This window comes from Thermodesulfobacteriota bacterium, from assembly GCA_040757775.1.
GTDB lineage: Bacteria > Desulfobacterota > UBA8473 > UBA8473 > UBA8473 > UBA8473.
Map to the genome: position 1 here is coordinate 31440 of JBFLWQ010000003.1, position 24538 is coordinate 55977.

General features: G+C 39.7%; 21 protein-coding genes. 2 read left to right on the forward strand and 19 right to left on the reverse strand.

Features of this window, described 5'->3' with window-relative positions; translation table 11 throughout:
* The first annotated feature begins 235 nt into the window (after positions 1-235).
* A complete protein-coding gene (locus AB1401_02735) occupies positions 236-1291 on the forward strand; it encodes a histone deacetylase (GenBank protein ID MEW6614374.1) in 1056 nt (351 codons plus the stop codon).
* Here AB1401_02735 and AB1401_02740 read toward each other — a convergent pair.
* The 14 genes from AB1401_02740 to AB1401_02805 all read right to left on the reverse strand — a co-directional run bounded on the left by AB1401_02740 (position 1281) and on the right by AB1401_02805 (position 17864).
* Positions 1281-2708: a hypothetical protein gene (locus tag AB1401_02740; protein MEW6614375.1), complete on the reverse strand. Its 1428-nt coding sequence runs from the start codon at positions 2706-2708 to the stop codon at positions 1281-1283. The genes AB1401_02735 and AB1401_02740 overlap by 11 nt on opposite strands.
* Before the next feature lie 20 nt (positions 2709-2728).
* Positions 2729-4060, reverse strand: coding sequence for a UDP-glucose/GDP-mannose dehydrogenase family protein (locus AB1401_02745; protein ID MEW6614376.1), 1332 nt, complete (start codon positions 4058-4060; stop codon positions 2729-2731).
* Positions 4061-4069: 9 nt separating this feature from the next.
* Complete coding sequence (locus AB1401_02750; GenBank protein MEW6614377.1) at positions 4070-5134, reverse strand: mannose-1-phosphate guanylyltransferase; 1065 nt, start codon at positions 5132-5134, stop codon at positions 4070-4072.
* A 41-nt stretch (positions 5135-5175) separates the two neighbouring features.
* Positions 5176-6213: a dTDP-glucose 4,6-dehydratase gene (gene rfbB / locus AB1401_02755; protein ID MEW6614378.1), complete on the reverse strand. Its 1038-nt coding sequence runs from the start codon at positions 6211-6213 to the stop codon at positions 5176-5178.
* A gap of 10 nt (positions 6214-6223) precedes the next feature.
* The gene (locus AB1401_02760) at positions 6224-6679 is read right to left on the reverse strand and encodes a dTDP-4-dehydrorhamnose 3,5-epimerase family protein (GenBank protein MEW6614379.1); all 456 of its coding nucleotides are present in this window, start codon (positions 6677-6679) and stop codon (positions 6224-6226) included.
* Positions 6680-6770: 91 nt separating this feature from the next.
* A complete protein-coding gene (locus tag AB1401_02765) occupies positions 6771-7502 on the reverse strand; it encodes a sugar phosphate nucleotidyltransferase (protein ID MEW6614380.1) in 732 nt (243 codons plus the stop codon).
* 91 nt (positions 7503-7593) lie between these two features.
* Positions 7594-9420: a glycosyl transferase gene (locus AB1401_02770; protein MEW6614381.1), complete on the reverse strand. Its 1827-nt coding sequence runs from the start codon at positions 9418-9420 to the stop codon at positions 7594-7596.
* Positions 9421-9470: 50 nt separating this feature from the next.
* Positions 9471-10430, reverse strand: a complete 960-nt coding sequence (locus AB1401_02775) for a GDP-mannose 4,6-dehydratase (GenBank protein MEW6614382.1) — start codon at positions 10428-10430, stop codon at positions 9471-9473.
* 198 nt (positions 10431-10628) lie between these two features.
* Positions 10629-11975 (reverse strand): glycosyltransferase, encoded by a 1347-nt coding sequence (locus AB1401_02780; protein MEW6614383.1) that lies wholly within the window; start codon positions 11973-11975, stop codon positions 10629-10631.
* The gene (locus AB1401_02785) at positions 11950-12900 is read right to left on the reverse strand and encodes an SDR family oxidoreductase (protein MEW6614384.1); all 951 of its coding nucleotides are present in this window, start codon (positions 12898-12900) and stop codon (positions 11950-11952) included. Before AB1401_02785 ends, AB1401_02780 begins: the two co-directional genes overlap by 26 nt.
* Positions 12901-12945: 45 nt before the next feature.
* Positions 12946-14739: an ElyC/SanA/YdcF family protein gene (locus tag AB1401_02790; protein MEW6614385.1), complete on the reverse strand. Its 1794-nt coding sequence runs from the start codon at positions 14737-14739 to the stop codon at positions 12946-12948.
* Between the two features lie 100 nt (positions 14740-14839).
* The gene (gene wecB, locus AB1401_02795; GenBank protein ID MEW6614386.1) at positions 14840-16027 is read right to left on the reverse strand and encodes a UDP-N-acetylglucosamine 2-epimerase (non-hydrolyzing); all 1188 of its coding nucleotides are present in this window, start codon (positions 16025-16027) and stop codon (positions 14840-14842) included.
* 76 nt (positions 16028-16103) lie between these two features.
* A complete protein-coding gene (locus tag AB1401_02800; GenBank protein MEW6614387.1) occupies positions 16104-17042 on the reverse strand; it encodes a lysylphosphatidylglycerol synthase transmembrane domain-containing protein in 939 nt (312 codons plus the stop codon).
* A gap of 21 nt (positions 17043-17063) precedes the next feature.
* Entirely contained in the window at positions 17064-17864 is an 801-nt protein-coding gene (locus AB1401_02805) for an O-antigen ligase family protein (GenBank protein ID MEW6614388.1), read from the reverse strand.
* Positions 17865-18123: 259 nt separating this feature from the next.
* On the opposite strand from AB1401_02805, the gene AB1401_02810 reads away from it, so the two are divergent.
* Entirely contained in the window at positions 18124-18288 is a 165-nt protein-coding gene (locus tag AB1401_02810) for a hypothetical protein (protein ID MEW6614389.1), read from the forward strand.
* A gap of 174 nt (positions 18289-18462) precedes the next feature.
* On the opposite strand, the gene AB1401_02815 is transcribed toward AB1401_02810, so the two are convergent.
* The 5 genes from AB1401_02815 to AB1401_02835 form a co-directional block, all read right to left on the reverse strand.
* On the reverse strand, positions 18463-19110 hold the full coding sequence (locus AB1401_02815; GenBank protein ID MEW6614390.1) for a class I SAM-dependent methyltransferase: 648 nt from the start codon (positions 19108-19110) through the stop codon (positions 18463-18465).
* 6 nt (positions 19111-19116) lie between these two features.
* Positions 19117-21333, reverse strand: a complete 2217-nt coding sequence (locus AB1401_02820) for a glycosyltransferase (GenBank protein MEW6614391.1) — start codon at positions 21331-21333, stop codon at positions 19117-19119.
* 77 nt (positions 21334-21410) lie between these two features.
* The gene (locus tag AB1401_02825) at positions 21411-22844 is read right to left on the reverse strand and encodes a radical SAM protein (protein ID MEW6614392.1); all 1434 of its coding nucleotides are present in this window, start codon (positions 22842-22844) and stop codon (positions 21411-21413) included.
* Complete coding sequence (locus tag AB1401_02830) at positions 22841-23680, reverse strand: polysaccharide deacetylase family protein (GenBank protein MEW6614393.1); 840 nt, start codon at positions 23678-23680, stop codon at positions 22841-22843. The genes AB1401_02825 and AB1401_02830 overlap by 4 nt, the downstream gene beginning before the upstream one ends.
* On the reverse strand, positions 23667-24509 hold the full coding sequence (locus AB1401_02835) for a methyltransferase domain-containing protein (protein ID MEW6614394.1): 843 nt from the start codon (positions 24507-24509) through the stop codon (positions 23667-23669). The genes AB1401_02830 and AB1401_02835 overlap by 14 nt, the downstream gene beginning before the upstream one ends.
* Between the last annotated feature and the right edge of the window lie 29 nt (positions 24510-24538).

The window sequence follows — 24538 nt, forward strand, 5'->3', positions numbered from 1 at the left end:
AAATAGTATTTAGAGTAAATTAAATGAAATTGGTGAAATCATGAGGGTTCAAGAGGGCAAGGATTCAAGGATTCGAGGATTCGAGGGGAATGCTTGAGGCTGAATAGTTACACTTTTACCCCTATTGACAAAAGTTCTTTTTAATCTTAAAGTAGCATAAAACTGCTGCCCGTGGCGAGAGCTTTAAAAACATAGTTTCTTAAAGCCTCAACTCTTTTTTAGAAAGGAGGTAGGTGTGTTTAAAACAGGTATAGTAAAAGACCAGAGATACTTAGAACACATTACATCAGATTATCATCCGGAAAACCACCATCGGTTAGAGGTTATTTACCGAGTGTTAAACGAAGGGGACATGGCAGGGAGGTTTGTGGAGGTTATGCCGCGGTTTGCCACAAATGAAGAGGTTGAATTGATTCATACCTCTGGTTATATATCACGAGTGGCTGCAACTGCTGGTAAACCCTATACCATGATCGACCCTGATACCCAGACGTCGCCAAAATCCTATGATGCAGCCAGGCTGGCAGTCGGGGGAGTGCTGGAGTCTATTGATAGAGTCATAGGTGGAGAGATAGATAACAGCTTTGCCCTTGTGCGTCCTCCCGGCCATCATGCTGAGTCCGGCAGAGGTATGGGTTTTTGCCTGTTTAACAATGTTGCTATCGGGGCAAGGTATGCAATTGAGAGGCATTCTCTGGAGCGTATCCTAATTGTGGATTGGGACCTTCACCACGGCAACGGCACCCAGAATTCCTTTTATGATGATCCCGGAGTGCTCTATTTTTCCACCCACCAATTTCCATACTACCCTGGGACAGGAGGCTTTAACGAGACAGGAACGGGAGAGGGTAGGGGGTTTACAGTCAATGTTCCTCTATCGGGAGGGCAGGGGGATAGTGATTACATTCAGATTTTTAAAAGGATTTTGAAACCAGTTTCCCTCCAGTTTAACCCTCAGCTCATCCTGGTTTCCGCCGGATTTGATACCTATTTCAGAGACCCTTTGGGCAGCATGAATGTAACCCCAAAGGGGTTTGCAAGGCTTACAAGACTTCTCATGGAGATTGGTGACCGGAGTTGTCAGGGCAGGGTTGTATTTGCCCTGGAGGGTGGGTATGACCTGGAAGGGCTAAAGGAATCTGTTAAGGCTGTTCTTAAGGAATTGAGGGGGGAATCCATTCTGGGAGAAGAGGAATTAAATTTTGAGGATGTGAGTTCTCCGTCTATTGATTCAGTAATAGACAGGGTAGCCGGTATTCATAAGGGGTTTTGGCGGTTTATTACGGTTTGATAATAAAGGATGGATTTTCTCTTGCCTTTTGCTCCTCTTCCCAGATAGCAGAGGATAGACTTCTCTTTACCAATTCTAGGAGAAAGGGATGATGTGAAGAAGGTATCCCTTCGCTCATTAAGGCTAAGGCTGCTGCAAGACAAATCCTAGCATCTTTTTCTTTCCCCAGTTTATAAATAATGTAAGCTGACTCTTCCAGCCTTCTCTTGTATAGAAGGCGTCTCTCTTCGTTGAATAATTCATCTGCGGCATCATTGTATATCTGAGAAATGCGCTCTTGCTTTTGAATAGGCGTCAGGACCAGCTTACTTTTACTGGCTTCATTTATCTTTTCAGCATATTGTTCTATCTCATCTGGTCTTATTACCCAGTTGCCGAATTCGGGCAGTTCAAATAGGGTTCCAGAACTTGTCAGGAGAGCTTCATCAGCTTTTATCGTATCTTCTTCGTAACAGGAATATATAAGTGGTCTTTGGACCTCGCCAGATGGTTTTCCAACTATATCCTTCCATTTCAGATACCCTGTGGGTACGGGGTGCCCTCTCTTAGTTGCCATGGTGTAACCTTCCTGGATGAGGAATTGGCAATAGGATGGTTCTGCCTCCACTATTGGCATTGGGCTTTTTTCTTTGAACCCTGTTAAATATTCCCTGTACATCTTTTTTGTTATTTCTGTACCATGGAAGTCTTTTATCCCTTCTGTATCATTTATTATTACCTGAAAAAAATAGAGGCCTTTTGTAAGTCGGGGTTGGGTCAGCCAGACTAATCTGTATCCAAGATAGTCTATGTACGACAGATACCCTTCAAATACCCTGGCAGGTGGACGAAGAACAGATAGCCGTGACTCCTCAGTGCCTCTGTCTTCTGTTATGATACCCTTCTCTTTCAGGCGATAGAGGGATCTCTTTATTGCCTTTTTAAGGGGTTTGCTTTGAGCTTCTGTAGCCATTTGAAGGAGCAGATTTGCAGACCCCTGTGTGGCAAGGTAAGCCAGAGATTCGGCAATTATCAAGTCCAGCTCTTCATTTTTTCCAAGAAGTTTGGTCAATAGAGACAGAGACTTTTCCCCTGCATCCTTGATCAGCCGGTGAACGAACACTGCCTTTGAGTCATTACTTAACTCCAGGATTCGGTTACTTATCGCAGAAGGGAATTCCTTGTCAGAGTTTGTCAGGGAATCAAGAGATTCCTGCATCAGCCCATAAACTGCCTTTAATGAACTTAGTCCGCCAGAGGCGGACTCGTCTATCGATACTCCAATATCCTTCAATGCTTCCAGTGCCTTTATCCTTGCAGCTAAACCATGTTCTTTGCCAAGGGCTATCCTTCTGAGTTCCAGTGTCCCTGTCCTGTCCATGGATTCATGGGTGTCCTTTAACTTCTTTTGTACCTTCTTAGTAGACTTCTTTACCATCGTCCTTGTGTTGTTCCTTCTTATACCTTCCGTCCTATACCATAATAGGTAAATCCCATCTCCTGTAATTTTCTGGGATTGAATATGTTCCGTCCATCAAAGATCACAGGAGCATTCATCAACTTCGAGATCCTCTCAAAGTCGGGTTCCCGAAATTCGTTCCATTCTGTTATTAAAACCAGGGCATCAGCATCCTTTAAGGCATCATAACTATTTTTACTGTACTCTATCCTGCCTGACTTCGAGCCCCGCTCAGGCAGGTTACCTAATTCCTTTTTTGCCTCAACCATAGCAGCAGGGTCGTAAACCTTTATCCGGGCCCCTACTTCCAGCAGTCTTTTTATGATTATGATTGACGGAGCCTCCCTGATGTCATCAGTATTGGGTTTAAAGGAAAGCCCCCAGATACCGATTATCCTGCCTTTCAGATTTCCACCGAAGTGCTTCAGTATCTTCTGTACCAGCATCTCTCTTTGATGGATATTTACCGAGTCAACAGCCTTCAGTATACTTAAGTCATAATTGTTCTCCTCCGCAGTTCTGATTATTGCCCTGACGTCCTTTGGGAAACAGGAACCGCCGTATCCAACACCAGGGAACAGGAATGAATACCCAATCCTGGGGTCTGCTCCTATGCCTTTTCTGACATCGCTGATATCTGCCCCAACCCTCTCACAGAGGTTTGCCAGTTCATTCATAAATGATATCCTGGTTGTTAACATGGCATTGGCAGCATATTTTGTCATCTCTGCGCTTTCGATATCCATGGTTAGTATAGGATTACCTGTCCTGACAAAGGGAGAATACAGCTCTTTCATTATATCGGCTGCTTCCTGGTTGTCTGTGCCAATTATTATTCTGTCAGGCTTCATAAAGTCATTGATGGCTGCCCCTTCTTTCAGAAACTCAGGATTTGATACGACACTGAAGGGGTATTCTGTTTCTTTGGCGATTGCCTGCCTGACCCTGTTTGTTGTTCCAACAGGGACAGTGCTTTTGGTAGCAATGATCTTGTATCCATTGATAGCTTTACCAATCAGTGCGGCTACCTCAAGTACGTGTTTAAGATCAGCGGATCCATCATCGCCCTGGGGTGTACCAACCGCAATAAAATTTATGAGGGATTCTTTTACAGCCTTCTTAAGATTGGTTGTGAACTTGAGCCTTTCTTTTTTTGTATTTCGTTTCAGGAATTCCTCTAAACCAGGTTCATAGATTGGTACCTTACCTTTCTTCAGCCCCTCAATCTTTTTACTATCTTTATCTACACAGGTCACATCGTTTCCGTTTTCCGCAAAACATGCCCCTGCCACTAGCCCAACGTAACCCGTTCCTATTATACAGATCTTCATGCTGTACTCCTAAAGATATTCATCCATTCCTTCTTTTTCGAGCCTTTCCACTATCTTCTTAACGTCCTGACATTTGTCCTTCCTGGATATGAGTATAGCGTCCCCTGTGTCCACAACAACTATCCCATCCAAGCCAAGGGTCGCTATGAGTTTATCTTTACCATACACCACTGTATCCCTGGTCTCCAGACTAATACATTTCCCTATTAAGATATTCTCGTCCTCATCTTTTGGTAACACTTCATCCAGTGATGCCCAACTTCCAACGTCATTCCACCCAAAATCAGAAGGGACCACCGCGGTAATATTCGATTTTTCCATGACACCATAGTCTATGGAGATACTTTCGATACTTGAATATACCTTTGAAATTGCTTCTCTTTCCCGATCTGTTCCTATAGCTCCTCTTATCTTCGTTAAACCGTTGTACAGGAATGGAAGATGTGTTTCTATCTGTTTTAGAATTGCTGGCACCTTCCAGACAAATATCCCGCTGTTCCAGAAGAAGTTGCCATCGGCTAAGAATTCTGTAGCAGTGGTAATATCAGGTTTTTCTGTGAACCTTTTCACCTTGAAAAATTCCTTGGAACCTGATTTCCCCAACAAATCCCCTTTCTCTATGTATCCAAAGCCTGTGGCAGGGTATCCTGGTTCTGTTCCCAGTGTAACCAGATACCCAGTGCTTCGGGCTACATCTTCTGCTGCCAGTAAGGTTTTCAGGAAGGCTTCCTGGTCTTCTATATGATGATCAGCCGGCAGGGCAACCATCACACCTTCAGGGTCTTTGCGTTGAATATACAATGCCGCCAGCCCAATACACGGGGCTGTATTTCGACCTACGGGCTCCATAATGATATTATCTGAAAGACCTGTCTGTTCAATGGTTTCCTGAAGGTGAGATTCATTTACAACCGCATAGATGTTCTCTCTGGGGATTAGAGGGGTCAATCTTTCAATGGTTTTCATAACCATGGTTTTGTTTCCGATAATATCCAGAAACTGTTTGGGCTTTGACCTTCTGCTTTTAGGCCAGAATCTGGTTCCTTGCCCTCCTGCCATTACTACAGCGAACATTAAATTGAACCCTTCAAAAGAGAGTACTTCCGATTTACGAATTACGACTCACGAATTTCCCCTGCCTGTGCAACGGCAGACAGGCCGTACATCTTATTATAGTATTCCTGGTATTCTCCGCTCTTGATCTTTTTCCACCAGGGCTTGTTCTCTATGTACCACCCGATGGTTTTCTCAATCCCTTCTTCGAACGTGTACCGGGGAGACCATCCAAGTTCCCTCTGAAGCTTGTTAGAGTCTATCGCGTACCGTCTGTCGTGACCAAGACGGTCTCTTACATATTTTATAAGCCTTTCAGGTTTCCCCAATATCTTGAGAATTGTTTTAGTTATCTCCAGATTTGTTTTTTCACAGTTCCCACCAATATTATATACTTCCCCGTTTTTCCCTTTCTCAATAACAAGATCGATTGCGCGGCAATGGTCCTCCACATATAACCAGTCTCTAATATTTAATCCATCGCCATACAGGGGGAGAGGTACATCTGCTAAGGCATTGGTAATGAACAGGGGGATAACCTTCTCAGGAAATTGGTAAGGGCCATAGTTGTTGGATGATCTGGTGATGATGGCTGGCAGATTATAGGTGTGGTGAAATGCCCTGACCAGGACATCTGCGCTGGCTTTACTTGCGGAATAGGGGCTGTTAGGTGCAAGAGGGGTGTTTTCTGTAAAGTATCCGTCAGTCCCCAGCGACCCATATACCTCATCAGTAGATATCTGAATGAACTTTTTAATCCGCCTATGGCGGGCAGCTTCTAATAGAACATGGGTGCCCAGCACGTTTGTATTAATAAATACGCTGGCATCCATAATACTTCTGTCTACGTGGGACTCTGCAGCAAAATTAACTATAATGTCAACCCCGTCTACCAGCCCATCGACTAATTTGGTATCGCATATGTCCCCCTTTATGAATCTGTAACCGGAAGCGGAGGATATGTCTCTCAGATTTTCCAGGTTGCCAGAATATGTTAATTTGTCCAGGTTAATAATCTTATAGTGAGGGTGCTTGGCAAAAATATACCTGATAAAGTTTGACCCAATAAACCCGGCACCCCCGGTCACAAGGATCTTCATGGGTTTATCCTTACCCGTCCTTTCTTTTCCAATCGTAGGGTATTTCATTGTTATAAGGGTCTATCCTGAACTCATCAGGATTGTCGTAACTGTAGGCTTCAGTGGGGCAGTTTATAGCTATCGATTCCTCTTCACTGATACATTTAAAACCATGATAGACAAATGGAGGTATCTGCACCAGGATAGGATTGTGTTCCCCCATAAAAAACTCATTCACCTCATCGTAAGTCTTCGAATCTTTCCGGCTATCATAAAGAACAACCTTCATCATACCCTTTGTAACCACCATGTTATCAATCTGTTTTTTGTGGTAATGCCAACCCTTGACTACTCCGGGATAGGCTGTTGTCATGTAAACCTGTCCGAATTTGACAAACAGGTCGTCATCTGCCCGCAGCATCTCCATCAGCCTGCCTCTTTCATCAGGGATGACCTTGAGTTTTTTAACTCTTACGCCTTCAATCATTGGTTACTCCATTGGATTGATCCATATCCATTTCGACCTTTGCACAATGCTAAGATATTTGAAGAAGTCTCCCTTTTACAACGAACAACTGTCAACCGAGTTTATTCGCCCCGGTCTTAGCCACTAAGTTGCTGGCATTGAGAAGGGATTCAAATGTCCCTGCGTCTGTCCACCACCCATCCAGTATCTCATAGGTCATCTTATCCCTTTCGATATAGGTATTGTTAACATCAGTGATTTCCAGTTCCCCCCTGTCTGAGGGTTTAAGGGTCTTTATAATATCGAAGACAGTCCTGTCATACATATAGATACCTGTAACAGCATATCTGGACTTGGGTTTCTTAGGCTTCTCTTCTATTCCAATGATCTTATCATTATGAATCTCGGGGACTCCAAAGCGTTCTGGATCCGGGACATCCTTTAACAGAATCTTTGCCCCATCCTTCTGTTTTTTGAATGCTTCCACGGCATTGATAATATTCTTTTCAATTATATTATCTCCAAGGATTATACAGATTTTATTGTCATCAGCAAAGAACTCCGCAAGGGCTAAAGCAGCGGCTATTCCTCCTTCTCCTTCCTGATACGTATAATTTATGTGCCTGAGGCCAAACTCTTTTCCATTCCCCAGGAGTTTAAGGAAGTCACCAGCGTTATTGCCTCCGGTAACTATCAGAATATCGTCTATCCCTGCATTGACGAGGGCCTGAATGGGGTAGTATATCATAGGCTTATCATGAACTGGTAAAAGATGTTTATTTGTAACCTTTGTCAGAGGGTATAATCGGGTTCCCAGTCCGCCAGCCAATACTATGCCTTTCATGTTTTCTCTATCTCCTGTTATTTATCTGTTCCTTTGAGTCCAAAACAGCGGGCTTAAGCCCGCTGTTGAATCCAGCTATCCCTATTTCCTGTTATTCATTTGTTCCGTTGAGAGGGTTAATGCTAAATGTTAACCATTTCAATTCTATTCCCATTTCTCCACAGATTGCTTTCAACTTTTCTAACCGGGGTTCTTCAAGGTTTCTGCAAGCCACCAGAACTTCAGCCACTTTGTGATTGGAAAGTATCTTTTTTAAGCGATGGATACCCCCTAGAATCGGATAGCCATGAATCATACGTTTGTATTTTTTTGGATCATCATCTAAGAATCCGGTGGGAACCAGTCCAAGTTTCTTGTTGTTAAGGATTTCTCTCAAAGCAAATTCTCCTCCATCCCCCGCCCCATATATTAAGACCCTTCTGCCACCATTTTGTTCTCTGTTAACGAATTCACCAATCATCCTGAAGGAAAGCCTAGAACCTGACAGGAACAGGAATAGGATTATCCAATCGATGATAAAAACTGAACGAGAGAAACCTAGAAAGCGATAGAGAAAGAGAATTATCAGCACTGATAAGATTGTACCAGATGTTACTGCCTTCAGATAGGTGGCTATGTCATTGAGCCCGGTGTACCTCCAGACCCCCTTGTATACCCCGAATATGAAGAAGCATAGAATCTGGGAGGCGATAATTATGGGAAGAGATTCTAGAAATAATCTAAAATCGTGACCTGTTAAGATGCCTTCGAATCGCAGGAGATATGAACCATAATAGGCTAAGGGAATAAGCATGAAGTCTAGAAGCACCTCAAATATCCGCCGCTTGTAAGTAAACTCGATTAAAAGAGGGGTTAAGGAGTCGTTTTTGAATAAGGTCATTCCCTGGTCTTTAGGGTATACTCTGACTTTTGCAAGGTACAGCCAGATAAATATAAGAACCAGGACAAAGAGGAAGAGAATCATCAGACTGGTATGTATGTTTACATGTTGAATACCCAGTGCAATACTCCCAGCCAAAGCAGCGATAGCATAAAGGAGCAGTACAGCCTTCTTTTCCGAAAAACCAATGGCTACCAGACGATGTGAGGTATGATCGCGGCCACCCTGGGAAATCGGTCTTCCAAATAGCTTTCTCATCACTGTAACTAAGCTGACATCGAATATCGGGATGAATAATATCAGTACAGGAACTGAGATTATGGACAGGAGATTGGTAGAATATCTGAAATCACCAGATATGGTGAGCCCAGCTATATAGAAACCAACAAAAAGACTTCCGGCATCACCCATAAAGATAGAGGCAGGATTAAAATTATAGACCAGAAATCCCAGCAGGGAACCCATAAGAATCAATGTTAAAAAGAATAAACTCTGGAAAGATGGAGATTGTAGATTGGGATTTAACCAGGAGATTAGAAAGATAAAAAGGCAGGCAATAAAGGCAATTCCTGTTGCCAGTCCATCCATATTGTCCAGCAGATTAAAGGCATTGGTTATCCCGACAATCCATATGATAGTAATAAGGGTATTCAGGGTTAAGGAATCAAACCAGTCAAGGATATAGCCGAATTTAATCAGAATTGCTGCTGCAACAATCTGGCCTATTAATTTACCCTGAGGCTGTATATTTTTTATGTCATCTAATAGTCCCAAGGTAAAAAGTATGACACTACAGAGTAGAAATATCCAGATGGAGTTGGAAAGGGAAAAATTAAAGGAGAGCTTATGGAATACTATCAGGGGGATGAAAAAAGAGAGAAGGATGGCAACCCCACCCATTATAGGAGTGACTTTTTTATGCCATCTATCCTCTTTGGGGCTGGCTACAAGATTATATTTTATGGCTAGTTTTTTGACCGAATGGGTTATTACTAAGGATAATACAAATGCTGTAGAGAACAGAATTATATATTGCAAAAAGCCCTCTGATTATTTCCTGCTTAGCAGGGGCATGTTGCATCATTCCCCTACTCTTTATAATATTCAATGACACTTTCTATTATTCCATCTATATCTACTGTAGGTTCAAAGCCTATAAGATTTTTAATCTTGCTTGTATTCGGACAGCGGCGCTGCATATCCTCAAACCCGGGACCGTATACCTCTTCATAGGGGATGTATATAATTTCTGAATTGCTTTTAGTCATCTTTTTCACCATTAATGCCAGATTTTCGATGGTAATCTCTTTTCCGTTACCGATGTTAAAGATATCTCCGACTGCATCTGGGTGTGCCATAATATCTATGAGACCTCTAACCGCATCCTTCACGTAAATAAAGCTCCTCGATTGCTTACCATCACCGTAGATGGCTATCGGTTTATTTAAGAGTGCCTTTTGGACAAAGTTGGGGATTACCATGCCGTACTGGCTGCTCTGCCTTGGTCCTACGGTATTAAAGAGCCTGACAATAATGGTAGGTAGTTTTTTTTCTTCATAGTAAGCAAGTGCCAGAAACTCATCGATGGTCTTAGAGCAGGCATAAGCCCAACGGCGCTTCTTTATGGAGCCCATCACCCGGTTATCATCTTCTTGAAGGGTATGCTCTAAATGTTTACCATAGACTTCAGAAGTGGAAATAATAAGTATTTTCTTCTTATATTTATTTGCCAGCCGTAAGACGATTTCTGTCCCTTTAACGTTGGTTTCAATAGTCTCAACCGGGTTATCCATTATCAGTTTTACCCCGACAGCTGCAGCTAAGTGATATATCTCATCACATTTCTTTATCAATTCCTCCATTACTCTTTCATTTAAGATAGTATCGATTGTCAGATGAAATCGCTTGTTTCCCCGGAGGTGCTTTGTATTTTCAAGCCGTCCCGTAGACAGATTGTCGATAACCGATACCTCGTGGTTCCTGGAAAGCAGCTCATCTGCTAAATGAGAACCGATAAAACCTGCTCCTCCTGTAATCAGTATTTTCATCAATTAACCCTGATGGCTTAGTAAAAAGTCCATCTGTCCGCCTCTGGCGGATTACTTTGCCATCCTAATTTTGATTTTTACGACTCCACCAACCCTACTAGTTAATTTTATTTATAAAACTGTCTTTTTTTAAAGAGATATTAATATAAAATATTTCCTTTTACCTGTCAACAAGAGATTAAAGACGGAACTATTTTCTTAATTTGACTCTCCATTGACCACCTTAAAGTACAGATTTTCAATATCTCTGAACAGCCTTTCTTTTCTGTATTTCTCTCTAACAAGTCTTCTTCCTTCATTCCCCATATCCTTTCTCAGTTCCTTATTGCTGAGTAGTAGTTTTAGTGCTTCTGCAAATCCATAGCCGTCTCCAGGTTCAACCAGGATACCTCCTTCATAGATTGTATACCCTGGGTTATTAATTCCTGCTTCTATTTTTTTCTCTTTATTTTTTTTGCTGACTGCTGACTGCTGGCTGCTGGCTACTAAGTCTAATATTCCCCCTGTATTTGTACTTATTATAGGTTTTCCCGATGCCATTGCCTCTATCAGAGAAACTGGTGTCCCCTCATTTAAAGAGGTTAAAGCCACTATGTCAAGATCAGCATATATAACATTGAGGTCTTCCCGCCAACCGGTAAAGGTTATATCATCTTCAATCCCAAGTTTTTGGGTATAGGCTTCCAGTTCGCTCCGCAACTCACCATCCCCTATGATTATAAATCTTACAGAAGGCTTTTCTGAAATGTCTCTGGTTTCTGGTTTAATTACCTCGGCTGCGGCATCCAGAAACATTCTGTGATTCTTAATGGGGACTAATCTTCCCACTATTCCCACCAAAAGGGTTTGTTCATCAACCCCCAGCTCCTTTCGCAGGTGTCCTTTTTTTGTGTCACATTGGAGGAACTTATCTATATCAAAGCCTAATGGAATTATAACAAATTTATCCGGGGGGGCTATTTTATACTTATAGCAGAGTTCCTTAAATTGTTGATTGCTCAATACGATGATTCTGTCCGTAAATCTAGCCAGTAGTCTCTCTATAGAGAGAAACAGCCTTGCCTTAAATGGGTTAAAATAGCCATGGAAGGTATGGCCGTGGAAGGTATGAATGATTTTTAGTTGTGATTTACGAACTGCGAGTCGGGAGTTTTTTTGCAATAATAGTTTTTTAAAACACCTGAAAAGCAACTCCTGTAACTTGATTAATATAGCTGCTCCTCGACCTATTGTTCCTGCCTTGGCAGTATGAGTATGGATTAAATCTGGCATTTCTTTTTTGATAGTCTTGAGGGTTTTCCAGAATGTCTTTAAATCATTCTTCAATGATATTTCTCTGCCCATCTCAGAGACAAATATTGGCTTGACGCCTCTTTCCTCGGCAAAGTAACGCATATCCCCTTCGCGGTCATCTACTGAACCTGTAAGGAGGATAGAATCAAATCTGTCCTTATCCAGCCCTTCGGTCAATAATACCGTGTGAATTGCAGGACCACCTATGTTTAATCTGGCTATTATTCTAAAAACCTTTATCTTCCTTCCCATTTTGATAGAAACTGATTGTCCTTTTAATACCTTCTTCAAAGTCTACAATGGGATTATATCCTAAAAGCTTTTTAGCCTTTGATATATCCGCTAAAGAGTGTTTAACATCCCCCTTTCTCGGTTCTTGATGAATGGGATTTATGTTCGTTCCTGTTATTGAATTGATGACTTCTATCAGTCTAACCATGTTATATCTTTCCCCACACGCTATATTGAAGACCTCTCCACCCACTCCCTCTGCCTCACATGCCTGCAGGTTTGCTTTTACTGCATTGTAAACATAGGTAAAATCTCTGGATTGTAACCCATCACCATAAACAATGGGAGGGATTCTGTTTAAAATTGCGGAGATAAATTTAGGTATAACAGCTGCGTAATGGGAGTTGGGGTCCTGGTGGGGTCCGAAGATATTAAAGTATCTCAGACACACTGTCTCTAAACCATATATGTGGTAGAAGACCTGACAATAATGCTCTCCCGCTAACTTAGAAACGGCATAGGGGGATTTGGGTAAGGGGGACATGCCCTCTATTTTTGGAAGGGTAGGGGTATCTCCGTAGATTGAAGAAGAAGAGGCATATACTACCCTTTTAACCTCTGATTCTCTGGATGCCACAAGTAAATTTAGTGTTCCTATTACATTGGCTTCAGTGCTCTTGAGCGGGTCTTCAATAGATCGTGGGACAGACGGGATTGCCCCCTGATGAAGTACATACTCAATACCATCAACAGCCTTTTTTACCGTAGGCAGATGGGTTAACTCCCCTTGAATAAATTCGATCTGGGATAATACACCAAGTAAATTTTCTTTTTTCCCTGTTGAAAGATTATCAATGACCCTTACCTGTTTTTTTTCTTTCAGTAATTTCCGGACTATGTTAGACCCTATAAATCCAGCTCCACCAGTTACTAAATACTTGGTCATATATAGTTACTCCACGTTATTAACGTATAAACGTTCAAACGGTTATTATATGTAACCCTTCCACCAATAGTAAAGAATTCCTGTATATTCATGCATGATGCCACGAATTTGTTCAATGGCAATCTGTTTGTGCACAGAAAACCACCTTAATTTTCTAGGCCATTGATAGTAATGGCTATAAGCTACCGGTGTATAGATGACCTCTTTGTCAGGAGCGACCTTGTCGAAAACAAGGGAAACCCTTCTCATATGAAAAGGGGAGCTTACCAGGATAAGCTTCTTCCAATCATTTTGATTCAATATCTCATTAACATATACAACATTCTGGTGTGTATTACTTGCCTTTTTCTCCAGGATGATATGGTTTTCAGGTACTCCCAGTGAAACAGCCAGCGCCTTCATAACATCAGGTTCTTTAAAAACAAAGACATACCCCGATGAGAAAATGATGTCCTGAGCATAACCCTTCTTATACAGCATAACTCCTGTTTCAACCCTTTCCTCATAACCCTCCCCGGCATTACCTGATTCTCCTACTCCCCCGGCTAATACGACAATAGCATCAGCTTTCTTTGGGGTTTCTTGGATTTTTAATGGGTTGGCTAAATACCAGATTAATGGGGAGAAGAATATTAGATATAAGATTGCTGCCAGCGTAACAACTGTTTTTGTGAGACTCTTCCTGTATCTCCAGTAAAAAGTAATCATTTGTTCCTGCCAGTTAAGCTTTTCTGACTCTTTTTTCGTTAATGCCTTCCCAATCAAGTTACTCATATCTTCGATTCTTTGTGTCCAGGAATTTTTCCTGGCTGCTTCAATCCTTAATTGAGGTGTTGTCAGGTCATTTTCTTTCAGTGCCTTGTTTATCTGTTCTTCAAAGTCGGTATTGTTTTTGCCGATGTAGACTAATGCTCCATTTTCCTCGTTGAACTTGATTACCTCCGGAAGCGGTGTGGAAACCACCGGCCTTTTCATAACTAAATATTCATTGATTTTTGTGGGATAGACTGTTCTGGTATATTCCGATAAGACATAGGGTATCAGACCAGCATCGAATGAATTGACATAGGCTGGCAGGTCAGTGAACTCTTTTTTGCCTAAAAAGTGGACGTTTTCTAAACGCTGGAGCTTAGAAATATCTGTTTGTAGAGGACCCACAAATACAAAAGACCACTTAGGGTTTCGTTTAGCCAGTGTTTTTACAAGGTCAAAATCGATATGTTTATGTATACCCCCGATATAGCCAAGCCTCGGTGTGGGAATACTCTTTATATCTTCGGGGACATTGGAATCCTCGTATGAGAAGGAAAGAAAATTCTCAATATTTACACCGAATGGGAATATATATACATTTTGATTGTGTTCTAAGCACCTGTTTTTAATCTCTTCTCCCTGGGCAAAAACCACATCGCAGATTCTCAATAATTGTCTCTCGGTTTCTTTTAGCTTTTTGGGGTTGTTGGTCAGCTGGGCAAAATCCGCTATAGAATAGTAAACAACAAGTTTGTGTTCGATATTATTTATTAAATTGATGGTAGTTTGGGTAGGTAAAAATGTCCATATAATGGGATTAGAGAATCTGGTTATTTTTAACCATTTTTTAAGTGTATTCAGAAAGAGAAAGCGATTGACAAGTTGAGCAATCTTTGAATAGGGAAAGGGGAAAAATATGGGTGAAAAGATATAAAGATTTTCCATTTCCTGTCGGAAACCCTTGACACTTTTAATCCAGTTGCCGATTCTTTTTTTTAGCCTGGGAATATCATGAAAGGTTAATGTTCTAACCCCTGTATTCTCAATAAACAATACTCTGTTACCATGTTTGGCAAATGTAGACATTATTTCTTGGTGCCCTTGCCAGACAAAGTCCCAGTCAATGGATGATATACAAATGATGTTCTGGTCTTGCAGCATATGTTCTAGCGTTATCCTTTAACCTTCAGAAAGTTTTTTCTGCGTTTTTTGATTTGAATTTTCGGGCCAAAATTTTGACAATCCTTTCTGATGCCTTGCCGTCACTTTGTTTAGAAAATTTACTCTTTTTCCCTCGTCCTTTCATAATTTTGGCTGCCTCTTCGATTATCTTTTGAGTATTGTTCCAGACCAGGATGTTTGTTCCTTCGGTAATGGTATCAGGACGCTCGGTAGTATCACGGAGGGTTAGACAGGGAACATTTAACACCATTGTTTCCTCCTGAATAGATCCAGAGTCGGTAAGAACGAACTTGGCATGCATCATTAGGTTTAGAAAATTCAGATAACTGAGAGGGTCGATGGAATATATTTTAGGAGGGAGTGGGTACCATGCATTATAAGGAGTATTTTCAAAAAACTGCTTTATGTTAAAAGTTTCTATCTGTTTTTTCGTCCGGGGATGGACTGGAAAAATAAGAGGTATCTGTTTTGATACTTTTTGTAATGCTTTTAGGATCTTTAAAAAGGAATTTTTATCATCAACATTTGAAGGGCGGTGCAGGGTTAATAAGCAATAGTCTATTATTTTTTCTTTATTATCAGATACGATGTTTAGCTTTCTCAGTATATCAGTTTTTAAAGCCTTTTCTCGATAAGCTAAGAGGGTATCTATCATAACGTCGCCCACCAAGAAAATCTTTTCTTCAGGGATGCCTTCTCTTCTCAAGTTGTTATTACCGGCTTCACAGGTAGTAAATAGATAATCTGACAACACATCGGTTACTATACGGTTGATCTCTTCAGGCATGGTTCTGTCAAGTGATCTAAGGCCGGCTTCAACATGAGCAATGGGGATATGGAGTTTAACAGCGGTTAATGCACAAGCTAGGGTGGAATTGACATCTCCAACAACCACTACCGCATCTGGGATATCTCCAGTAATGAGTTTTTCGAATTCAATCATGACTCTGCCTGTCTGTTCCCCGTGATTTCCAGAGCCTACTCCCAGATAGACATCTGGTTCAGGAATATTTAGGTTTTCGAAAAAAACCTTTGACATCTCGTAGTCATAGTGTTGACCTGTGTGAACCAGCGTATAATTGATAACAGGAGCAGATGAGGTTTTGTTTTCATTATGCCTATTGATGGCATTGATGATAGGGGCTATTTTCATGAAGTTGGGACGGGCACCAGCGACTAAGATTAATTTCATACTTTTTGGATTCATAAGATTTGGGATGTACTATATCTATATAATTACTGAGATGTGGTAATTATCTTTTCTTTTATCATTCATTGTCAACCTTGGCTAGACTTATTTTATTTCTTAGTACCCAGCCTCCATACCCAAAAAATCCCCCGAACACATAAAATATAGCAAAAATTATAGATGAAAAAGCAATGGCCTCTTCTTTTGGGATATTGATTAATGCAAAAAGATAAATCATAGAGGCTTCTCTGGTGCCAATTCCCAGTATTGATATGGGTACAAGGCTGACTAAATTAATTAAAGACATCAAAAATACGGTTATTAGAAAGTCTATTTTTATATTGAGGGATAGCAGCATTAAATGGCATTGAATAAAATATATAAGGTAGCTTATTACCGTGAGGAATCCTGGCAGGATAATCATCGGTCTGGCTAAATCTTTAAAACCGATGAAAAACTGTTCTAAGCTTATAACCAGACCACCAAATTTTTTTCTAAAGAATGGTACTATAAAATCTTTGAATCTGTTTTTAGAAATGAAATAGATAAAAATTGCCACAATTGTCAGGGATATTGAGATCATTGCCAATTGGTTAAGTTGTCCGAATATTCTCAAATGCCAACTACCCAAGATACCAAATAAAATCAAAAAGCATAAATCAAAAAGTCTGTCAGCCAAAACTCCTGATAATCCTTTGCTAAGAGGAATACCCCGGTCTTCTTTTAGATAAAAAATCTTTATAGCTTCTCCTAATCTTCCTGGGGTAACTATTCCGACGAAGAGACCACTCAGATAAGATACGAAGGTCTGGGATAGAGAATACCTAATGGACTGAAGTTTCAATATATATCTCCATCTTAAGGACTTGATAAAGATTGCAGGCAGGTTTAAAAGAAGTACAACTATCAAAATATCAATTTTTAAGGTCCCTATAATCTGAATCAATCGATGAATATCGATTTTCCAGATAATTAAAATCAGAATTACAAATCCTAAATACTTATAATATCTTTTCAGTTGCTAAATGCCTTTCTTCGCCTATTGAGTTTTAAGATAGGATGGGTGAGTTGAAGATTCTGTTTTGTGGAGGAGAAGAGGGGTGAGACCTATACCTATTAAAAACCAGAAGTGTCTCATAGTCAAAAGGTCAATTGTAAAACCATTTAAAAGAAATCCAATTATGCCTGCCAGTACGCACCATAAAACGTTTTGATTTACTCTTTCCGTAGCTAGCCTTATTTTTTTTGTTAAAAGATATATTATATTAGAGAAAAAGATCAATACCCCAACTAGACCGGCAATACCTGTTTCAGCCAATGAACCTAAATAAACGGAATGCGGATCGAAGTTTAGAGTTTTGTCTTTTACAAGTCTAACAAATTCGGGATATGCCTCAAAACCATAATTGGATTTCACCTTTTCCCATTCAACGTTGTCTCCGAAATTTTGGTTGTAGGTTCCTATCCCAACTCCAATCAAAGGATGTTTTTTAAACATGTTCAAAGAGGTTATCGGTTGCAGAAAATGCAGGCTATATGAATAAGATAAGTTGACCTGTACTTTTTTGGTTAACTTATCAAATTCAACTTTAACGGGGAAAATTACGAAGATAGTTGTTATCAATGAGACGAGAAAAAATATTATAAATCCGCAGAAGGTGGCATATTTGATTACAGACATTGTCCTATTCCGTCCAAATTTTGCTGCGATAATAAAGAGGCTGAACAAAATTCCGGTTATTCTTCGAGAACCTGTAAGGAAGGCTGTTCCTATGAAAATGAAAGAGATTGCCACTAAAATAATTTTAGAACCCCTGTCTTTTTGGTCTGTACCTGCCATGATTACTATCATTAGAAAAATTAAAGATGTGTGGATATAGGTTGTAAACATGTTGGGAGATAGCAAAGTTGACTGAACTCTGGGAAAATGATGTGCCTGTGATTCTATAGTCGAATAGTATAACATAGCATCGGACTTATCAATTACCCCTGCCAAACTTAAACCAAAAGCAGCCAGACCTATTAAACAGACAAAAAGTGCAGTAAAAATCCAGACATACAGTGCCCTTTTCAACTGTTCTGGTTTTGTGAAGATATTTATGATGAATGAAAGAAGAAGGACAAGATATATAAAACCAGCCAGTTCAGTAAGACTACTTCTCACGGCTACAGAATTTAAGATTGAAGGTATGAATGATAGAATCATAATGAAACAGGATAGTTGTAGCGGATTTTTCTTAAAATCTCTTTTGCCCAGGAAATAGTTGATAAGATAGGCAACGAAGATAACCATAAATATTAACTCAGACCACTGGATCCGTTTTTGTATATGGAGAATTGTGGGTGTCCATTGAAAAGGAATGGAAATAATATATATCCACAATAACTTCTCTAGGTTGTTAGAAGAGTACCAGGCGAGTTTTATTTTTTTTATCATCTTATAATTTTCTGGCTACAATTAGTTGATTAAAAAGAAGAAAATCCATTTTTATTTTTCTAAAAAATTTTTCTATGATTGTTTCAAAAGGAAATTGGAAAAAAGGAGAAATCATAAAGTGAGTAGCTTCTTCTATTTTAAAATTATGTGCTTTTAATAACTGTTTAATCTTACCCAGGGTAAACCTTTGGACATGGTATGTATTTACAAAGAGTCCATTAATAAAATCAAAAAAGGGATTCGGTAGTGTAATTATAAGAAATCCTTCAGACTTAAGTACGTTGAAGCATTCGTCTAAAAAGAGGGATGTTTCTTTAATATGTTCAATTACTGCTGTCGCTAGTATTACCCCGAAACTATCTTTTTTTAAAGGGAGACATTCACCTTTTGCTTGAATAACCCAATTAATTTTTTGACGTGCTATCTTTGCAAAATCGGGCAATATTTCTATTCCGACGACTTTTGTAAAGGAAAACCTGCTGGTAATTTCAGCTAGTACCCGACCATCAGCAGTTCCTATATCTAAAATACCCTCTGCTTTACCATTAGTTAGGTCTAATAAAACTTTTTCAATCTGATGTATTCTTTTCTTTAGTCGATACCGACTTATCGATTTCGCATCTCGTTTTTTTATATAACTTGAATCCATTTACCTTTAAATTCTATGTCTAATTTTGTTGCGGATGAACCTTTTCAATGTAAGTTTAAAGATCAAGAACATCCCTTCAAACATAATTCGCCATGACATCTTTGAACAGCCAACGCTACGCTCTATAAACAGGATAGGGATTTCTTTTATCCTGCCTTTGAGCCTTCTTACATAATACGAACCTTCTATTTGAAAAGCATAACCTTTGGATTTAATGTTATCCAAATCTATTTTTTCAAGTATCTTTCTCTGGAAACACTTAAACCCTGTAGTTACATCTGTCAGGTTTATGTCTGTAAGAATGTTCACAAACCATTTGGTAGTCTTGGATATTACATTTCTCCACAGAGTCCTGTCTTTTATACTAACCCTGTCAAAAAAACGTGTTCCAGTAACCAGGTCATAGCTTTGTGCATAATACAAAAACAATGGTAGATACCATGGATTATGGGAAAAATCGGCATCCATCTCAAATATATAATCCGAATCCAAATTGTCTAATATATATTTAAAACCATCCTTATAAGCGAACCCCAAACCCCTCTTTCCCGTTCGGTGAATCACATGAACATTGCTTTTTTCTTTTGCAATTCCCTCGGCAATGTCACCTGTGCCGTCAGGAGATTTGTCATCAACTATAACAATATTGGCATCTGGTAAAACATCTAAAACTTTTGATATTATTGGAACGATATTGTCTTTTTCATTATATGTAGGGACGACTACAGAGACTTTCAGGTTTTTTACTTCATCCAAATAAGTTTTACTTATTTCCAGCATTTTTTCAGCCTCAGTAGTGTCAGTAACTATAGAAGGAATTTGTGATTTCTGTACAATCATTTTTATCCCAACCCTGACATATCTTTTGAATTCTTCAAATGACTTCAACATCTTGAGCCTTCTGGCTATAATCTTAGGCCTGAAATAGAACTTCATGTAAAACTCTTTAGTTAATAAAGCCTTTTCCAGTTCACTCAAATCAGACCATGGGGAAGGAAGGCGCTTATCAATCTTTTTCCCTGAGACATGTTCTCTCCACAGGTCTTTCCCTGTAAACTCTACCATTTGTTTGTCAAGGTCCGTTCCTGGTTTGGCGATAGTCCTGCATACCTGGATAAAATCCAGATCAAGTTTTTTTGAAAATTCAATTGTTTTTCTGACGGTGTTGCATGTGTCCCCGGCATTTCCAACCATAAAAAATCCCATGCTGCTTATGTTGTATTTCCTCGTAAGTTCAAGGGCACGGATAACCTTTTTGGGCACTATATTCTTGTTAACAGCATCAAGAACCTTCTCATCGACTGACTCAATTCCATAATATATCTGACGGCAGCCTGCAGCAGCTGCCTCCCTTAGAACCTCATCATCAACGATATCAACACGAGCCCGGCATGACCACTCCAGATCATACTTGCGTTCCTTTAGAAGATGAAATATTTCCAGTATCCTTTTGCGGGGCGTAAAGAGCACAGCATCAAAGAAATCTATTTCTCTGATGTTAAAATCTTTGTAACACATATCTATTTCATCAATAACGCTCTGGGGTGACCTTACCCTGTGAACTCTGGGAATGGCACAGAATGTACACCTGAAAGGACACCCTGTGCTTGTAAGCATAATAGTGAAATTTTTCCTTTGTGATATAAACGAATAATACTGATCATTCGGGAGAAGATGCCTGGCCGGATACGGGTAAGAATCGAAGTCCACAAGGTTATTCGAAGGCGGATTTATTACAACAGAACCTTCCTGTGTCTTGTATGCAACCCCAGGAATACTGCTGAAGTCATCGTTATTTTCCAAAGCCGATATAAGCCTGGGTAAGGACTCTATAGCCTCCCCTATGATACCGTAATCTATCGCATCATGAGAAAGCGTCTCTTTTGGATACAGCGTCATATTAACTCCGCCAGTAACCACCGGTATATTCAGGTATGATTTCAGGTAACTTACCCATTCCAATGAATCGTGAAAATGGTATGTCTCTGCCCGAAATCCAATCATATCAGGATTAAACCCTCTAATCCTTTCCAGAGCTTGCTCCTTTGACATATTTAGGACACGGGCGTCAAGTAGCATTACTTCATGAGAGTGTTTCTCAAGTATAGCAGCTACATAAGCCAGTATTATCGGTGGTGCAATGGCAAACTCCTCATCTACCGTACTTAAATTCTCGGAAAATATTTTAGGAGAATACGGTGGAAATATGAGTGTTATTTTCATTAAAAACCCCCTGAATACCTAACAGCAAAGCACTGTTTTCTTATTTTTTGCACGTGTAAACGTGTGAACGTTTATCATCAAATATACATGACCCGTTCAATTAGCCTTTTGGTTATCTTCCCAGAATATTCAATAGGATGCATCAGTGCCCTTTTTGTATGAAAGATGATCTTCTGCCTTCTCACGAGAGAGTTCAATTCCGAGATATTGATTTCTTTTGTCGAAAACACAGGAAGATTAGACTTAAATTTTCTGAAATCTAATGATTCATCAATCAGGTGCTCCTTTACACATATGTCAAACAACTCAGTTCCGGGAAGCGGGGTGGCAAAGAAGAAGTTTATATGGTCCACAGGCAGGTTCCTTGCCATCCTGAATGTCCTCTCAAGATCTTCTTTTTTTTCGCCTGGCATACCAACTACAAAAAATACAGAGATTTCCAGACCCAACTGTTTTGCCTTTTTTAAAACAGTCTCCACCCTTTCGAGGTTTATAGGTTTTTTTATAATCTCCTTGAGTACCCTATTATCTCCTGATTCTATGGCAAGGCTTATGCTGTGACACCCGCTTTTTTTCATCAACTCCAGCAGTTCATCATCTAATGTCATGAGTGAAAGGCCATTCGGCGTAGACCAAGTAAAGTCAAAATCCCTATCAATAATTCCTTTAAAAATTGCTTTAGCTCTTTCCTTATCCAGAGTTAGGTTATCGTCTTCAAATAATATCTCCTTAACACCAAATTCGGAAACTATATACTCTAATTCAGAAAGGACGTTTTCCGCGCTTCTCTTTCTGAATTTTCTGCCCCATATATTATGTATAGAACAGAAAGTGCAATGATTTGGACACCCTCTGGAGGTAATAACAGGGAGAAAGGGTGATCTTTTCACATTTGCCCCATGGGGAGTATTTATAGTGAAATACTTTTTTAGCGGGAACTTCTTCCATATTGGAAAGGGTAAAGTATCCAGATTGTCTATAAATTCATTTTTCTTGTTAATAATAACTCTGCCATCCTTTCTATAGGCTAGCCCACTAATTTCATTGACAGTATTGTTCTTTCCAAATGTCTCAAGAAGATTTTTTAAGGTATTTTCTCCTTCGCCGATTACAATAAAGTCCACATCAGAATCTCTGAGAGTTAACTCTGGCATGGCCGATGGATGTGCCCCACCCATTATTGTAACAATTGAAGAATTGACCTCTTTAGCTATTTTGCAGATTCTATGCGCTTCCTCTGCCTGCGCCGTAAAAAGGTTTGAAACACCAACAACATCGGGATTTATTTTCTGAATCCTTCTTTTTATTTTATCTTCGGAAAGACCGTACCTCTTAAAATCTTTGTTCTGGACGCTTATATTGTTAAAACCCTCCGCTATACAGTCCAGTATTAAAACATCATGCTCTTTATCTAAAACAGACGCTAAATAGGCAAGTCCCAGAGGCGGTTGGCAGAATCTTGACTCTGTTTTAAGGATAGTATATGGAGGTTGTATCAGTAATACCTTCATCGAAACCTGTCCAACCAGTTATAAGCTCCGATTAACTTCAATCTGAATCTTGAAATATTATCATGCCAGTCTATTCTTATCCTCTTCAGACTATAGAAATCGGCATCATTTTTATTAATGCCCATGATATTTGAAACCGCACCTTTATAACCGGCATTTCTAACATGTTTTTTTATATCTTCAGTGATATGAACCCGTGCTCCAAAAGGGTAAGCAAAATAATCTACTGACTTCCCAAACTGTTCTTCCAGCCTTTTTTTTGACTCGCCAATCTCCCTGATACAGTCGTCATAAGCAAGCTTGGTCAGATCAGGATGAGACAGAGAATGGGATCCCACTGTAAAGTTGTCTTTTAGTATTTCCTTGATTTCTGGAATTGAGAGGGGAGAACCATATTGAGTACCATTTTTAATCCAACCGAAAGGTTCATTACTGTCCAGACATTCGCAGATAATAAATATCGTTGCAGGGTATCCGTATTTCTGCAAAATGGGATAAGCATTATGATGCCAATTTTTGTACCCATCATCGAAGGTTAAAACAACCATTTTGGAGCAATTTTGTTTGTCTTTCTTGAGATAATCCCCCAGATTATTCAATGAGATTACTCGATATCCAGCATTGACCAGGTATTTAATATGTTGTTCAAATAGACTCGGAGGAGTATTGAGTCGTTGTAAGTCTTCATGCGGGGGTATATCATCGACAGAATGATAGACTAAAATAGGTATTGAGTTTTCAATTTTTAAAGATGAAATTGGTAATAGTAAATATGTAATAAGATCTCTGATTAGAAGTTTCAGGCGGTAAGATATTTTAAGTTTAGTAAGTGTCATGTTTCTTTATTGCTTTGATAATGCAGTTCACACCCATCTGGTCAAGATGTAATTTTTCAAAGATATCCCCTTTTTTGCTTAACCATATACCAAAACTTGGGATCAGTGGATTTAAGAAGGCAAATCGATAAATATGGTATTTTTTATCAACTACTTTCAACCCCTCTTTTGCCAGTGTTCGGTCGAGCAAACGAGATGAATACAATCTGTTTGTAATATCTGTTCTTAAAGACAACTTTTTCTCCGGCAAATAAACCTCTCTGCCTAAAGATATGGACAAGTAGCGATAAATATGGAAACATATTCTGAAAAGTTTCATCAACAATCTATCGAGTTTATTAAAAGGACTTGTTATATTAGGTACAGTCAGGATTAGCTCTCCACCAGGCTTTAAAACCCGCGAGATTTCTTCAAGGGACTTTTTTTCATTATCTATATATTCAAGTACCCCTACACAAAGAACGCAATCAAAAAAATTATTGGGGAAGCTTAGATGCTCGGTATCTCCCACCAAAAATTCAACTTTCGCTGTCGATTCATTTTTCCCTAGTATTTTTTTTGCATGTTCAATCATTTTATGGGAGATGTCCACTTCCCATACCTGACAGCCTCTTTCCAGAAGTTCATTAATAAAGATCGCAGGGCCACATCCCACATCAAGAACACGACCTCCGTTCTTCCCCAAGAGATTTAAGATATATTCTTTCCTCTCTTGAAAGATATATGCCTGTATCGAATCTGAGGGCAAAACCTCAGTATAAACTTGAAGATAGTCATCTGAAACATAATTAAAATAGTCTCTGACTTTGCCTTTTTGCATGCTGTCCATAATGGATTCCAAAGTCTTTTGCTCTCAGG

Coding starts and splice junctions, on each gene's coding strand:
- AB1401_02740 (MEW6614375.1), bottom strand. CDS start 2,708: ATGGTAAAGAAGTCTACTAAGAAGGTACAAAAGAAGTTAAAGGACACC.
- AB1401_02745 (MEW6614376.1), bottom strand. CDS start 4,060: ATGAAGATCTGTATAATAGGAACGGGTTACGTTGGGCTAGTGGCAGGG.
- AB1401_02750 (MEW6614377.1), bottom strand. CDS start 5,134: ATGTTCGCTGTAGTAATGGCAGGAGGGCAAGGAACCAGATTCTGGCCT.
- rfbB (MEW6614378.1), bottom strand. CDS start 6,213: ATGAAGATCCTTGTGACCGGGGGTGCCGGGTTTATTGGGTCAAACTTT.
- AB1401_02760 (MEW6614379.1), bottom strand. CDS start 6,679: ATGATTGAAGGCGTAAGAGTTAAAAAACTCAAGGTCATCCCTGATGAA.
- AB1401_02765 (MEW6614380.1), bottom strand. CDS start 7,502: ATGAAAGGCATAGTATTGGCTGGCGGACTGGGAACCCGATTATACCCT.
- AB1401_02775 (MEW6614382.1), bottom strand. CDS start 10,430: ATGAAAATACTGATTACAGGAGGAGCAGGTTTTATCGGTTCTCATTTA.
- AB1401_02780 (MEW6614383.1), bottom strand. CDS start 11,975: ATGGGAAGGAAGATAAAGGTTTTTAGAATAATAGCCAGATTAAACATA.
- AB1401_02785 (MEW6614384.1), bottom strand. CDS start 12,900: ATGACCAAGTATTTAGTAACTGGTGGAGCTGGATTTATAGGGTCTAAC.
- AB1401_02790 (MEW6614385.1), bottom strand. CDS start 14,739: ATGTCTACATTTGCCAAACATGGTAACAGAGTATTGTTTATTGAGAAT.
- wecB (MEW6614386.1), bottom strand. CDS start 16,027: ATGAAATTAATCTTAGTCGCTGGTGCCCGTCCCAACTTCATGAAAATA.
- AB1401_02805 (MEW6614388.1), bottom strand. CDS start 17,864: ATGGCAGGTACAGACCAAAAAGACAGGGGTTCTAAAATTATTTTAGTG.
- AB1401_02810 (MEW6614389.1), top strand. CDS start 18,124: ATGATGAATGAAAGAAGAAGGACAAGATATATAAAACCAGCCAGTTCA.
- AB1401_02815 (MEW6614390.1), bottom strand. CDS start 19,110: ATGGATTCAAGTTATATAAAAAAACGAGATGCGAAATCGATAAGTCGG.
- AB1401_02820 (MEW6614391.1), bottom strand. CDS start 21,333: ATGAAAATAACACTCATATTTCCACCGTATTCTCCTAAAATATTTTCC.
- AB1401_02825 (MEW6614392.1), bottom strand. CDS start 22,844: ATGAAGGTATTACTGATACAACCTCCATATACTATCCTTAAAACAGAG.
- AB1401_02830 (MEW6614393.1), bottom strand. CDS start 23,680: ATGACACTTACTAAACTTAAAATATCTTACCGCCTGAAACTTCTAATC.
- AB1401_02835 (MEW6614394.1), bottom strand. CDS start 24,509: ATGGACAGCATGCAAAAAGGCAAAGTCAGAGACTATTTTAATTATGTT.